This window comes from Chitinimonas sp. BJB300, from assembly GCF_002735695.1.
Taxonomy (GTDB): domain Bacteria; phylum Pseudomonadota; class Gammaproteobacteria; order Burkholderiales; family Chitinimonadaceae; genus Chitinimonas.
The window spans coordinates 35,291-48,813 of the sequence record NZ_PDZH01000002.1 but is presented as its reverse complement, the minus strand read 5'-3'; the positions used below and the strand labels follow the sequence as shown (position 1 = coordinate 48,813).

General features: G+C 54.2%; 12 protein-coding genes. 9 read left to right on the top strand and 3 right to left on the bottom strand.

Features of this window, described 5'->3' with window-relative positions:
* Positions 1–25 precede the first annotated feature (25 nt).
* The 9 genes from arsC to CSQ89_RS00605 all read left to right on the top strand — a co-directional run bounded on the left by arsC (position 26) and on the right by CSQ89_RS00605 (position 7,802).
* Positions 26–400 (top strand): arsenate reductase (glutaredoxin), encoded by a 375-nt coding sequence (gene arsC / locus CSQ89_RS00645; protein ID WP_099404264.1) that lies wholly within the window; start codon positions 26–28, stop codon positions 398–400.
* A gap of 281 nt (positions 401–681) precedes the next feature.
* A complete protein-coding gene (locus CSQ89_RS00640) occupies positions 682–1,593 on the top strand; it encodes a carbonic anhydrase (RefSeq protein ID WP_233202923.1) in 912 nt (303 codons plus the stop codon).
* A 126-nt stretch (positions 1,594–1,719) separates the two neighbouring features.
* Positions 1,720–2,529, top strand: coding sequence for a UDP-2,3-diacylglucosamine diphosphatase (locus CSQ89_RS00635; protein ID WP_099404262.1), 810 nt, complete (start codon positions 1,720–1,722; stop codon positions 2,527–2,529).
* Between the two features lie 133 nt (positions 2,530–2,662).
* Positions 2,663–2,914 (top strand): BufA2 family periplasmic bufferin-type metallophore, encoded by a 252-nt coding sequence (gene bufA2 / locus CSQ89_RS00630; RefSeq protein ID WP_099404261.1) that lies wholly within the window; start codon positions 2,663–2,665, stop codon positions 2,912–2,914.
* A gap of 201 nt (positions 2,915–3,115) precedes the next feature.
* A complete protein-coding gene (gene bufB / locus CSQ89_RS00625; protein ID WP_099404260.1) occupies positions 3,116–3,946 on the top strand; it encodes an MNIO family bufferin maturase in 831 nt (276 codons plus the stop codon).
* Positions 3,943–4,749: an HvfC/BufC N-terminal domain-containing protein gene (locus CSQ89_RS00620; protein ID WP_099404259.1), complete on the top strand. Its 807-nt coding sequence runs from the start codon at positions 3,943–3,945 to the stop codon at positions 4,747–4,749. The genes bufB and CSQ89_RS00620 overlap by 4 nt, the downstream gene beginning before the upstream one ends.
* A gap of 29 nt (positions 4,750–4,778) precedes the next feature.
* Positions 4,779–5,555 (top strand): zinc-dependent peptidase, encoded by a 777-nt coding sequence (locus CSQ89_RS00615; protein ID WP_099404258.1) that lies wholly within the window; start codon positions 4,779–4,781, stop codon positions 5,553–5,555.
* 672 nt (positions 5,556–6,227) lie between these two features.
* On the top strand, positions 6,228–7,277 hold the full coding sequence (locus CSQ89_RS00610; protein WP_099404257.1) for a porin: 1,050 nt from the start codon (positions 6,228–6,230) through the stop codon (positions 7,275–7,277).
* Positions 7,278–7,400: 123 nt separating this feature from the next.
* The gene (locus tag CSQ89_RS00605; RefSeq protein ID WP_158228843.1) at positions 7,401–7,802 is read left to right on the top strand and encodes a flagellar brake protein; all 402 of its coding nucleotides are present in this window, start codon (positions 7,401–7,403) and stop codon (positions 7,800–7,802) included.
* A gap of 271 nt (positions 7,803–8,073) precedes the next feature.
* On the opposite strand, the gene CSQ89_RS00600 is transcribed toward CSQ89_RS00605, so the two are convergent.
* The 3 genes from CSQ89_RS00600 to CSQ89_RS00590 form a co-directional block, all read right to left on the bottom strand.
* Positions 8,074–8,262: a hypothetical protein gene (locus CSQ89_RS00600; RefSeq protein WP_099404255.1), complete on the bottom strand. Its 189-nt coding sequence runs from the start codon at positions 8,260–8,262 to the stop codon at positions 8,074–8,076.
* Positions 8,259–9,332: a ribosome small subunit-dependent GTPase A gene (gene rsgA, locus CSQ89_RS00595; protein ID WP_099404254.1), complete on the bottom strand. Its 1,074-nt coding sequence runs from the start codon at positions 9,330–9,332 to the stop codon at positions 8,259–8,261. Before rsgA ends, CSQ89_RS00600 begins: the two co-directional genes overlap by 4 nt.
* A gap of 693 nt (positions 9,333–10,025) precedes the next feature.
* The gene (locus tag CSQ89_RS00590) at positions 10,026–13,517 is read right to left on the bottom strand and encodes a hybrid sensor histidine kinase/response regulator (RefSeq protein ID WP_139022775.1); all 3,492 of its coding nucleotides are present in this window, start codon (positions 13,515–13,517) and stop codon (positions 10,026–10,028) included.
* Positions 13,518–13,523 lie beyond the last annotated feature (6 nt).

Here is a 13,523-nt window from a genome sequence, read left to right as displayed (position 1 = left end):
TAGCCCCATTGGAAATTCTGGAAACATGAGCAAAGTTACCATCTACCACAATCCGGCTTGTGGCACTTCACGCAATGTGCTGGCATTGATTCGCCATGCTGGCGTGGAGCCCGAGGTTATCCGCTACCTGGACAACCCGCCAGACCATGACACACTGGTGGGGCTGATCGCAGCAATGCATATCACCCCGCGTGACCTGTTACGCCAGAAAGGTCCGCTCTATGAAGAGCTCGGCCTTGATGATGCCAAATGGACGAACGAGCAGCTCATCGACTTCATGTTGCAGCACCCGGTGTTGATCAACCGTCCCATTGTGGTTACAGCATCTGGCGTGAAATTGTGCCGGCCTTCGGAAGTGGTGTTGGATCTATTGCCCAAGCAATTCTTAAAACCGGTATAAAGTCTGCTACGCGTCGGCAATATGGCGTTGAATACACCCTCGGAATGCTCATTTACCACTTGTAAACTCCGCTTCCTCGGCTGTTTTCGCCTTATCTTGCCCTAGCTCGCGAGACATTAGACCGGTTCTTAAAACCTTTCACCAAGGAAGACGGCGAAGTTGTCATCGATGCAAAAGGACAACGTACCAGATAACAATCCGCAAGAAACTGCCGATTTACGATAGTCCGTTTGATTTCACCAACTAAGCTCAAGACTCCTCTTACCAGGGATCTTGTCACCATGCGATTCATGACCTCGCTTTGTCTGTTGGCTACATCACTCGTCACATTGGCTAACGACCCACCCCACGCCACAGCCGCAAATAGCATTATTAAGACAGACAAGGCGCTGGCCCCAACCAAAGCGCAACTTCGTGCAAATATCAGGGCCGTCAAACCCGCTGCGACAAAGCATGGTGAAAACGCCACGGCCAATAAAAAACCGTCGCTGGTAGAGCATGAGGAAGAAGACCTGAGCCATTGGAGCTATGAAGGCAAGCTGACCGGGCCCGCAAGATGGGGCACGATGAATTCGGCCTATTCACAGTGCGTAGAAGGCAAGACCCAATCCCCTATCAATATAGAAGGAGCCGTGCAGCAAAAGCTCGACCCGCTGAAGATTGCCTATGGCCTGAGTAAGCTTGCCATCACCAACAACGGCCATACCATCCAAGTGAATATCGAGCCAGGCAGTTGGCTGGAGGCACTAGGTGAACGCTATGAACTCAAGCAATTTCATTTCCATACTCCAAGCGAAGAAGCCATCAATGGGCGGCGGTATCCACTTGTAGCCCATATGGTGCATATGAGCGAGGCAGGCACGTTGGCCGTCATTGCCGTGCTCTTCAAGGAAGGCCGCCCCAACCCAACGCTTGAGGCAATCTGGCCTCGCATCCCGACAGAGCACAATGAAACCCGCAGCTATAGCGAAAGAATATTGAGCCCGGCCAGCCTGCTGCCGGACAATTTGACGTTCTATACCTTCAAAGGCTCATTAACCACACCGCCGTGTTCAGAGGAAGTACGTTGGCTGGTTTTAAAAACACCCGTCGAGATATCCAGCGCACAGATTGAACGCTTTCGGCAGGAATACCCCATGAACGCGCGGCCTTTGCAACCGTTGAATGACCGCGAAGTGCTTGAGAGCAAGTAAACACTATCTATCAAGTCATGACATGCGAGGGCTGCACTGATGGCATCAGGGCGGCCCTCGGTGCTTTTCAAGATACTGTCACATTTAGACGGCATGCTCACATGATCGCCATCTCCTGTGACAACCGTGAGCGACCAACCCAGCCAGCATTTTCGCACTATCTGGATATCGGACCTACATTTGGGCACCCAAGGCTGCCAAGCGGCCTATCTGCTTGATTTCCTCCGGCATACCGAGTCCGATCATCTCTATCTTGTGGGCGACATCATCGATGGCTGGGCCTTGAAACGCACATGGTACTGGAATCAGGAACATAACGATGTGGTGCAGAAGATTCTGCGCAAAGCGCGTAAAGGAACGCAGGTGGTTTACATCGCAGGCAACCATGACGAAGCGGTGCGGCAGTTTATCGGTCTCGCATTTGGTGGCATCGACATCCAGGATGAGTTGATCCATACCATGGCTGACGGCCGCCGTTTTCTGGTGCTGCATGGCGACTTGTTTGACGGCGTGATCCAGTGCGCACGTTGGCTGGCGATTGTGGGCGACCATGCCTATACCATCACGCTCAAGCTCAATCGCTGGTTCAACCATATCCGCGGCAAACTGGGTTTGCCGTATTGGTCACTCTCGCAATTTTTAAAGCACAAAGTAAAGAAAGCAGTGAGCTTCGTCAGCCAGTTCGAAGAGGCTGTCGCCAGAGAGGCTAAGACACGTGGGCTGGATGGCGTGATTTGCGGGCATATCCACAAAGCCGAAATGCGTGAGATTGACGGCGTCCTCTATTGTAACGACGGGGATTGGGTGGAAAGCCTCACAGCACTGGTAGAAACCATTGAGGGGGAACTGAAGATTATCCGCTGGCAGCTGGCTAACCATCAGCCTTCGCCCAAGACAGACCTACCCGCAGAACAGATGGATGTGTTTATTGCCTAATCGTTGCTGCCGCTAACTCTAATGTTTTCAGCGATTCAAGAATTTCTCACCTAAGGTGTAAGGCGCAGCGTAACTGTACGACCAACGGGACAGAAGCGCTGTGCTTCAGTTATCCACAACCAGGAGAGTCATAATGAAATTCAGTTCCGCCGCCTTTGCCGCTGCTGCAGTTGCCACCCTTGCACTTAGCGCTACCCCAACACTTGCCGCCGAAAAAGAGCATGCAAAAGTGAAGTGCGAAGGCATCAACAGCTGCAAAGGAACGTCGAGCTGCAAGACAGCTGAAAACGCCTGTAAGGGCCAAAACAGCTGCAAAGGCCATGGCTGGGTAGAAGCCAGCGCCAAAGAGTGCAAAACAAAAGGCGGCAAGGAAGTGAAAGAGTAAGTCCTGCTGCTGCAGGACATGGATGCAGCAGAAAGTCTCCGTGTACCAATGTACCGGTCAATTCTGTGCTGCATCCAACCTTGCCAAGGTTTGATTCCAAAAGACCATCAACCTTCACAAGGCCTATCGTGTCTTCCTTGGTGAAATGATTTGCTCTCCGATGGAGCACGCACCTGTAGCTTGTCAGCTTTCTCCCTTCCCATGAATGCCCCTAAAACACCTAGCCCGGCCTTTGGTCTGGGCTTGCGCCCTGACCATTATCAAGACTTGTTGACCACACCCGGCTGCGTTGACTGGCTGGAAGCGTTGACAGACAACTATTTACTCCCTGGCGGCAAACCCCTGCATTTTCTGGACCGCCTACGGATTGAATACCCTATGGCGCTGCATGGCGTCGCCATGTCGCTAGGCGGTACCGACCCATTGGATGCCACCTATCTCAAGTCATTACGCGCATTGGTCGACCGGGTGGAACCAATGTGGGTGTCCGACCACCTGTGCTGGACCGGGGTGGATGGCGTCAACCTACACGATCTCTTGCCGCTGCCGTATACCGAAGCCGTGATTACTCATGTCGCCGACCGGATTGCGCGCGTACAGGATACGATTGGTCAGCGTCTGCTCATCGAGAACGTATCGAGCTATCTGAGCTACAACATCGACGAGATGCCAGAGTGGGATTTCCTGACCGAAATCGCCCGCCGGGCCGACTGCTTGCTGCTGCTTGACGTCAATAACATCTACGTGAGCAGCGTTAATCATGGCTTCGACCCCCAAACCTATTTGGCAGCCATACCGGTCGAGCGCGTGCGGCAGATTCATCTGGCAGGGCATGCGAATCGAGGCCAATACCTTATCGACACACATGACGCACCTGTCCCGCCTGCCGTGTGGGACCTATACCGTACCGCGGCCAAACGCTTTCCCGGCGTAGCCACCATGATTGAACGTGACGACAACATCCCACCGCTTTCCACACTACTGGCGGAATTGGACATCGCCCGCGCTATCACCACGGAGTTGGTTGCATGAATACCCAACTGGCCCGTCTGCAAAAAAGGGTGGCGCAGACTATCCGCCATGGCAGTGACATGCTGAATGACTTGATCTTGGAAACCGCAGCTGTACCACGCCCTATTCGAATTGGCATCTATGCGGACGCCTACCTCTTGCGGCTGGACGAGGCCCTGCGCAGCAACTATCCCAAGCTGCATTTGTTGTTAGGTGACGACGATTTTCTGGCGTTGACACGGCGCTATCTTGACACCCAACCGTCACGTCAGCCGAATATCCGTTGGTTTGGTGACCAGCTAGCGGTGCTGCTCGACAATCAGACGCCTTATGCCGATGTCCCAGCCTTCGCCGAGTTGGCGCGTTTCGAGTGGGCATTGGGGCTCGCCTTCGATGCAGCCGACACCTCCACACCTGGTCCAGCCATCCTCAGTACCTTGGCAGATGAAGACTGGCAGGAAATACAACCCAACTGGCATCCCAGCCTGAGCGTAATGGCGTTCAACTGGAATACGCTGGCGATTTGGCGCGCGCTGGATGCCGATGAGGCTCCGCCAGACCCGCAAACCATACCAAGCTATTGGGCAATATGGCGCGACTCCTTACAGCCTTGCTATCGATCGTTGGCAGACGATGAAGCGGCTTTGCTCCTGAGTATGCAGGCCGGGCAACCCTTCGGCGATGCCTGCGCAGCCTTGTTGGCTTGGCATTCCGCCGATGAAGCACCCAATCGCGCCGTTGCACTGTTAAGCCAATGGCTGCACGATGGTTGGATCAGCAACCTACAAACGGTAGTTGAGATTACCCACCCCGCCAGCATCTAAGGTCCAGTTGCCAAACTTGGATAGTACTCATGCTGAACTTGTTGCGCCGCACCCCTCCGGCCGATCCGCTCGCCAACCCCGCCTGGCCCGAACTGGGCCGGCAAATGCCATTGCTCGCAGGATTAAGTGACTGTGAATGGTGGCGGCTGGAAGCCCGCATGCGTCACTTCCTCGCCCACAAGGTCTTCCACGGCGTACAAGGCTTTGCCCTGAGCCAACGCCGGTTGCTGCAAGTTGCCGCGCAAGCCTGCCTGCCCATTATCAACCTGGGCGACAAGGCCTATGCCGACTGGAAAGAAATCATTCTTTACCCCACGGCATTTGTCAGCCGCATCCCCTGGCACGACCAAGCCGGACTGGTGCATGAAGGTGAATGGGTAATAGCAGGCCAAGCACGCCAGGATGGCCCTATATTGTTGGCTTGGCCCGATGCCCAACGCGGGCCGGCTCTGGACGGCAGAAATGTTGTCATCCATGAATGCGCGCACAAGCTCGATATGATGAATGGCACGGCCAATGGCTTTCCACCCCTGCATGCCAGCATGCACGCTGCCGACTGGACACGCGCCTTTGAAGCAGGCTTTGCCGATTTTTCAGGACGAATCGCACAGGGTGAGGCCGTTTCCATCGACCCCTACGCCGCTGAGAATCCTGCTGAATTTTTTGCGGTGCTATCCGAATACTTCTTCGAACTCCCCCACTTGCTGCACGACCAATACCCAGCCATTTACGAGCAACTGCGCCAATTTTATCGGCAAGACCCGGGCGAGCGGCTGCCGCTGATTGAACCCGCCGGGCTCTATTGAAGCCATCTGCTGCCTGACTGGTATTCTCCCTCCCGTCTCGCCTAAGCCAAAGTCCTGTGCTTACGACTAATGCCGCCTGTAGCACGCTAGGTAACGTCAACAAGGCTTAGTCCCAAACCAAGCGAGGTAAAACAAGTTCTAAGAACTTGTTTACGAACTTACTGCGCAGCCATGATCAGGGCTCATGTGCTGCTCGAAGTCCTCATGTACCAGCGTACATTCCGGTTTCTGCGCTGCGCTGACGACTGCTCGCGACAGATCGTAAACCAGTTGTAAGGCTGTCTTTGGTTAGCTCGCGAAATTTCACATCAGTTTCAATAACAAAAAAGCAACAATTTGTATATTTGCAACAAAATCTGATGCGAAATGTCCCGTTCGACGCTGTAAGCCCAAAGTACATCCACTACTGAAAAGAACACCGGAAACCCTTCATAGGTGCGGTTTAGCCGGCGGTTTGACACCCAATTAGCTGACCGTGGGCACGTAGTTTTCATGCTTTTCAAATTAACCCCCGGGATTTCCCTAATGCAGCCTGCATTCATTCGCGCCGAACAATGGACTGCCGATAGCACGCTTGCGCCTGTCCTAATTTCCTGTACAGGTAACGTGGGTTAAAGCGTCCTGCCAATCCGCCATCAACTGACGCAACAAAAGATAATCAGGAGCTTCCGAATGAAATTCACCGCAATTGCTGCCGTTCTCGCCAGTCTGTTTGCAGCACAGGCAGTACATGCCGATGATAATGTCGTTATCTACGGTATTGCCCAGCTTGCTGTTACCCGGGCCAACGATGGCGTTACCACCAAGATGCTGGTGGAAGACACTGGGTCACGCATTGGTTTCAAGGGTGAAGAGGCGTTGGACGGCGGCTTGAAGGCGTTCTTCCAGATTGAGAGCAAAGTAGCGATGGATGACGCCAGCAAAGCGGGGTTTGCAAATCGTGAAGGCTGGCTCGGCTTCAAGGCTGACAGCTGGGGTAAGGCCAAGCTAGGTCGTGGCAAGACTTACTTCGATCTGGCCCAGGAAGGCTTTGATGGCTTTAATGGCAATTCGACCATGATCAACAGCTTGCTGATCGATGGTGCCTACTACCGCATTAGCAATAGTATCGCTTACGAATCACCCTCTATCTCGGGCTTCACTGGCAAGCTGCAATATGCCGATATGGAAGGCAAGACCAGCGGTGTATCACCCCGTGCCGTCATTGGCGCTATCGACTACGCAGGTGGCCCCATCACCGCCGTGTTTGCTTTTGAAAACCAAAAGGACTTGGACCCTACCAATAATGGCGCAGATGGCACCAAGACACCGGTAGCAGGCACTACCGTCAAAAACTACCTGTTTGGCGGTGGTTACACCTTGCCAATGGGCACCAACCTGAAGGTTGCCGTACGGCGTGCGCAAGTCAACGTCTCTGGCGTATCTCTTAAGCGAAATAGTTTCATCACCGTCATCACCCAACCATTTGGTGATCTCACTGCGCGCCTTGGCTTCACCAAACTCGGCAACATCAAAAGTTCGGGAACACTTAGTGATACCGGCGGCACCTACTGGGCATTGGGGGTTGATTACGCTCTGTCCAAGCGCAGCATTGTCTACACCGAGTTCACACAAGCTAAAAATGACCAGAATGCAGGTGGCCTGCTTCAAACCTCCGCAGGACAAGCCGCCACTGCACGCAAGAACAGCACTTGGACAACGGGTCTGATTCACCTGTTCTAAACACCAAGGATTGGTTGATCTGTCACACCATCACCCCGCTGAAGCGGGGTGCTTCTTTTCAGCCGCCAAGCGCCATGGCCCTGCACTACAATTCCCAATAGCCCCCAATTCTGGAGCATGCGCATGAGCCAACACGACCAGACGCCCGAGCAAAGGCGTGCGTACTATCGGCTGATGACCTTGGAAGTTGCACCTTTGTCCTGCTTTGTACCCGTGCAGGGCGACGAAGTGGAAATCGATTTGGTGGACTTGAGCGCCGGTGGTCTCGGTATCCTTGGCTATATGCCCGGCCTCTTGCTTCGGCCTGGGGTAAAGTACCGTGGCATTCGTATCGAACTACCCAAACTTGGCACGCTGGTTGCCGATATAGAGATTCGTGTCGTCAATGACATCACTTTGCGCAATGGTATTCGCACCACTCGCAGCGGGGCCCAGTTTCTCAATCTGGGCACACCGGCGCAGAACCTAATCCAACGCTATATCCTGCAAGCGGAACGAGACCGCCTCGCCAAGCTAAAACCCTAGGTTAACGGCCCTGGAGTTGAATGAGTATGTCCTTAGAGCCTGTTTACGATCTGTCACGAGCAGCTGTCAGCAGGGTGAAGCACAGCACAGAAACCGGAATGTACATAAGGATTTCGAGCAGCACATGAGCCCTGATCACAGCTGCGCAGTAAGAACCTGTCAAAAGTCTCGCGAGCTATGGCAAGGCAAGGAGGAAGTACCACCAGCAACAGCACCTTACCCCATTGCCTTGCCATAACACGTATCCGAGTTTGTGCCATGTATGGGCAAATTACCAGTAGCGAAACATCAGTGCATTCGCCTGCAGGACTTGGTTCTCTTCCCGTACGATTCTTTCCTGGCTTTCACTCGCCGTTGTGCCCACCACAGCATGGTGGCCAAGCTTCCTGGCGGCCTCAGTCTTAACCAAAGCCGCCTTGGCTTTCGGTCTAAACATCTTCATTTGCAATTGACTGATCATAAATTTCCTCGTCGTTTTTCTTGATTACGTTGCTTGCCTGCCTTGCCGATTACCTTCCATTTCGCCTGCTGGGCTTTACGCTCCAACGGTGTCTGCTGGCTACGGCGAACCTCACGTAATAGTTTGTGATAATTGAGTAGACGGTCTGCGGGTATGACATCCCTTACCGCGCAGCCAGGTTCATCACCATGCTGGCAATCACGAAAATGACAGTGCTGAGCCAGCGCCTCAATGTCCTCAAAAGTCGCCGCCAAACTGTCTGCATCCGCATCGGGTCGCCATGTCCGCAAACCCGGCGTGTCGATAATGCATGCGCCTTCTGGGCAAAGATGCAGCGACCGGGCGGTAGTGGTATGCCGTCCTCGTCCATCCCCCTGCCGTAGACCACCGGTTTGCTGCACGCTGCTGCCACTCAGGGTATTGGTCAGTGTGGATTTCCCGGCACCTGAGGAACCCAATAGGACCAAGGTTTGGCCCCTCCCTAGCCATGGCGCAAGCTCCTGCTGTGTGGCCAAAGCCAATGCATTTACCGCATAAGTTGGCACATTGCGTGGTAGGCGTTCATGCAGTTGGGCCATGCGTGCCTCCACCTCGTGGCCGATATCCACCTTGGTGAATACCACTACACCCATCACCCCCGCGGCCTGCACTAACGCCAGATAACGCTCAATACGCCGCAGGTTGAAGTCATGGTCCAAACCCATCACCAGCAATGCCGTGTCGATATTGCTTGCCAACGGCTGACGTCGGCCATCATTGGCTCGGCGAGCCAGGTGGCTTTGGGGTGCCAGCTGGCAATGCACCCACCATTCCCCTTGCGGTTGGGCCTTTACCCCAACCCAATCACCGACTGCCAAACCCGTGCCTGCGGCGTACAGTTCCGCCGATAACGCCGGCAAGACGCGGCCGGCGTACTCGGTATGGCCATCGTGTACATGCAACCAGTCGCGTTGCACCTCGATGACCCGCATCAGGCTGCAAGTCTCGGCTTGCGGCAGGGAAAACCATTGCGTAGCCAGGTTATGGTTCAAACCGATTGCACACAGGGTTTCGAAATCGAACTCGTTCATTTGTCTTATCGTCCAGAAGCGGCACGAATCAGACCCTGTCACAGCCATCATCTTTGCCATTCGCCAACGACATGCGTCGGCCCCGCCATGGCGCGTAAAGCGCATAGCACGAAAAACACGGAAGTCGGCCGAGCAACGGCAGGGACTACGCGCCTAGCTTGCAGAGATGCATTACAAGGGGACTCGAAGAACTTCGACTACAGCCAAAACAATGCTGTAAACAAAAAATACCGATGCAGTTTGGGCGGGTTTTGCCCGACGATATTTTTTCGACGCCGTATCACAGCGAAGACGAAGTTTTAGGGGTGCCCTGCGACATGACGGTACATGGCAAGCAAGGGGCGAGAGGCAGCTTGGAACACGCTTAGGTATCTGCTGCGAACAACCGATGAGGCTGTTACACGCGGCATAGACACAGGAAAGAGAGTGCTTGAGGAATAAACTCGCTAAACAGCGAAAACGAGCACTTGCCTAGCTTGCACACTTTTTCCGGCAGCGCATTGGCCCGGAGGGACGCTATGAACGCTGAGCGTGTTCTGAAGCAACGGCCGACAGGAGGAAAAGGTCAAATTTGGTCATCGCTATCTCCTGTAGAGTTGGGAAGGGAACCCGGATTGTCCCTCTGGCAGCGAAGGCCGTCAAGCAGCCAATTAAACAACGCGTGTTGTTTTCAACACCGCCACACGCATGCGGTTAGCTGGCGGGCTGCGGAAATTGCACTTCGATCTGCGCCAACACACCAGCCAGACACGTATCGAATTCGCCCAACAAGGCTTCTGTTTCATTACCATCGTGCAGCGCTTGTTCAAGCGTACGGGCAATATCGGCCAGCTCCACTGCCCCCACATTCCCTGCCACACCCAGCGTAGTGTGGGCTATACGTTCAGCAGTGGCCCGATCGGCGTCAGCCAAGGCAGCATGCAGCTGGGCGCTGTTATTGCCCAGCGTCTTGGGCAATTTGGCGAGCATGCGATGGTAAAACTCCAGCCGGCCGCCCATTCGGCGCAATGCTGTTTCTGTGTCAAAACCCTTCAGCACTACTTCGGTTTTGCTAGGTTCATCGGGCGACACAGCTACAACCACTGGCTTTGGCGCTTCTGTCACGGAGTCTATCTCCTGCGGCGGTGCAAGTTTGGCCTCGGATGCATGACTATGCGGCGGCAGCCATTTTTCCAAAGTCAGGAACATACGCAGCGGATCAATCGGTTTGGTAATGACATCCTGCATGCCTTCAAGCAGGCAACGCTCACGCTCTTCCACCATCGCATGTGCCGTCATGGCGAGGATAGGCAAATCATTGAAACGGGCCATCGAACGTATCTGAATTGTTGCCTCGTGGCCATCCATATCCGGCATCTGCACATCCATCAGCACCATCTGGTAATAGTCGGATGACTGAGTTTGCAACATCGTAAGTGCCTCGACACCTGTTTCGGCAACTTCAATCTGCAACCCCTCGCCTTGCAGCAATTCAATAGCAATCTGCTGATTGATCTCGTTGTCCTCGGCCAACAATATGCGTTCACCCGACCAGCGCGGCACGCTTTCCTGGGCACTCGGCATTGCGATTACCACCTTGGTCGGCGCATGCAATATCGAGGCAAGCGTTTCCGCCACGCTGGCTTGGTTGATGGGTTTGGTCATGATGCCATCCACCATGGCGAACTCTGCCTGCTGGCGCACCTCTTCGCGGCCAAATGCTGTCACCAGCACAAAATTCGGCCTATGTCGCAGATGCAGCTTCTGCAGCGCTTTCGCTACCTCCAAGCCATCCAGCTGCGGCATTTTCCAGTCACAGAACACCAACTGGTAAGGATGCTTGGCGTCCGCTTCCCTAATAGCCGTCAAGGCTTCTGCACCATCGTATGCAACATCTGCATGAATACCCAGGGTCTGCAATGCATCGACCAATATTTCACAGGCCACGTGGTTGTCGTCAGCCACCAATGCGTTCAGACCTTTCCATGCTTGTAAATTGGCGGCGCTGATGGGGGGAGTCGCACTGGCAAGGCCAAAGCAAGTAGTGAAATGGAAAGTCGACCCCTTTCCTGGTGCACTCTCAAGGCCAATCTCACCACCCATCATGTTCACCAAGCGCTTGCAGATCGCCAACCCCAGCCCCGTGCCACCATATTTACGCGTGGTAGAACCATCTGCCTGCGTAAAAGGCTGGAAAAGATTGGCAGCTTGGCTATCGGTCATGCCTATGCCTGTATCGTGAATCACAAACTCCAAGCCGACCTCCGCCTGAGTCTGGTGCAATACATGACAACTGAGGAGGATTTCCCCTTCCTCGGTGAACTTGATCGCGTTATTGGCAACGTTGATCAATACCTGCCCCAAGCGCAGGGGATCACCAATCAATTGGCGTGGCACCTCAGGTGGAATCTGGAAAAGGTATTCGAGCTGCTTATCCTGGGCTTTCTGGGCTGTCACCGTGGCGACATTGCCCAATACCTCATCAAGTGAGAAGCTGACTTGCTCCATATCCAGCTTGCCGGCTTCAATCTTGGTGAAGTCGAGCACGTCGTTGATCACGGACAGCAGGGAATTGCCGGCAGTGTGGATCTTGCTCACATAGTCGCGCTGCTTGACGCTCAAATCGGTCTTCAACGCCAGAAAAGCCATGCCGATCACCGCATTCATCGGCGTACGTATTTCATGGCTCATATTGGCCAGGAATTCGGACTTCAAGCGCGATGCATCTTCCGCCACGTGCATGGCATGGCGTAGCGCCATTTCCTGTTCCTGCAGACGCTCATTCGCCTCAATGAGTTCATGCGTACGCTGCTCCACCCGCTCTTCCAACAGCCGTTCGGACGATTGCAGGGTCTCGACCAATGCAAGATTCACCGCCAATGCCTCGGCCTGGGCCTTTTCCTTCTCAAGCCGTATCGCATTGAAGCGTTCGGCCAAGGCAAACGCCAACAGCAGCATTTCCAAGGCAGACCCAAACTGCATGCCGTTGACGGTGAGGAAGTTGGTCGGCAAAACACCAAAGCTGCGCATGCCAGTCATAGCTGCGGCAAGTATCAGGAAGCTAAAGGCAGCCAGAAAATACTTGGCGCTGCGCTGGCCTTTGAAAACGCAGGCGATGCTGGTGACCAGCAACATCAGCATGGTGACCGAATCAATCAAAATGGCAATCGGCAAGGTAGACCGGAAGGCCAACATCAAACCCAGCACCTGCAGCGGATTTATCAACGCAAAGACCTTCAGAGCCTTATCAAACCTAGGCACATACCGTTCGGTTTCGAGCAGATTGCGCATGAACAGCAGTAACAACCATGTACTCATGGCAAAAAATATCATGGTGGACGTCTTGGCCCAGCGGGGAGAAGCTGGCCACAGAAATTCATAGGCGACGCCGTTGTAGCAAGCCAGGGACAACGCCGCAGCAACAACAAAGCCAACATAAAGCAGGTAGGAACGATCGCGCAGGACCAAAAAGAGCAGCAGGTTGAACAGGCCCATCGCCATCGCCATGCCGAAATACAAAGCTTGGCCGATATAGTCTATGAGCTGGTGCTGTTCAAAGGCGGAATGGGACCAGAGCTTGATGGGAATATCCATCGACGAATCAGATGCCATACGCAGATAAAGCGTCTGCTCGGCACCGGCCGGCAAGGTCACAGGCAATACGAAAAAACGGCTCGGATACGGCCGCTCCGCAAATGGCAGCTCGCCGCCACTATGCAAGCCATGGTAACGACCATCTGGCCCCGGTTGGTAGAGAACCAGCTTATCGTGGTGCGCGTAGGCGATCTCAATCAATCGGTCCAACGATGTATTGCTGGGGTTGCGTAATGTCAGTTTGAGCCAGAACGCTGAGCGAGACAGGCCAAAATTAAGTGACTGCCCACCACCCGAGCGTGATTCGAACAAATGGCTGCGATCTGCAGTGCGCACCTGCTCCAGCGTCATCGTTTGGCCGCGGTCTTCCAATACGGTCAGATAAGGCAGCAGCGAAAGGCCTTCATTCTCCGCGTCACCCAACACCAATCCCTTGCTTTCCAATGCCATCGCAGAACAACAGACGCCAAGCACCAACAAGCCTCGCAGCAAGTACCGGCAGCCAGCCAAGATGGACAAAGAAGGGAGCATGGTCTGCATCAACAATAAAGTAGGCCGGTCCTGCAGCAATGGGCGATTAGCGCTTAATCCTAGCAGATGAACAATAAGCACTTGCGC

What these genes read in the sequence shown, in the direction of transcription:
- bufB (WP_099404260.1), top strand. Translation starts at nt 3,116, where the DNA reads ATGAATGCCCCTAAAACACCTAGCCCGGCCTTTGGTCTGGGCTTGCGC.
- bufA2 (WP_099404261.1), top strand. Translation starts at nt 2,663, where the DNA reads ATGAAATTCAGTTCCGCCGCCTTTGCCGCTGCTGCAGTTGCCACCCTT.
- arsC (WP_099404264.1), top strand. Translation starts at nt 26, where the DNA reads ATGAGCAAAGTTACCATCTACCACAATCCGGCTTGTGGCACTTCACGC.
- CSQ89_RS00640 (WP_233202923.1), top strand. Translation starts at nt 682, where the DNA reads ATGCGATTCATGACCTCGCTTTGTCTGTTGGCTACATCACTCGTCACA.
- CSQ89_RS00605 (WP_158228843.1), top strand. Translation starts at nt 7,401, where the DNA reads ATGAGCCAACACGACCAGACGCCCGAGCAAAGGCGTGCGTACTATCGG.
- CSQ89_RS00615 (WP_099404258.1), top strand. Translation starts at nt 4,779, where the DNA reads ATGCTGAACTTGTTGCGCCGCACCCCTCCGGCCGATCCGCTCGCCAAC.
- CSQ89_RS00620 (WP_099404259.1), top strand. Translation starts at nt 3,943, where the DNA reads ATGAATACCCAACTGGCCCGTCTGCAAAAAAGGGTGGCGCAGACTATC.
- CSQ89_RS00600 (WP_099404255.1), bottom strand. Translation starts at nt 8,262, where the DNA reads ATGATCAGTCAATTGCAAATGAAGATGTTTAGACCGAAAGCCAAGGCG.
- rsgA (WP_099404254.1), bottom strand. Translation starts at nt 9,332, where the DNA reads ATGAACGAGTTCGATTTCGAAACCCTGTGTGCAATCGGTTTGAACCAT.
- CSQ89_RS00610 (WP_099404257.1), top strand. Translation starts at nt 6,228, where the DNA reads ATGAAATTCACCGCAATTGCTGCCGTTCTCGCCAGTCTGTTTGCAGCA.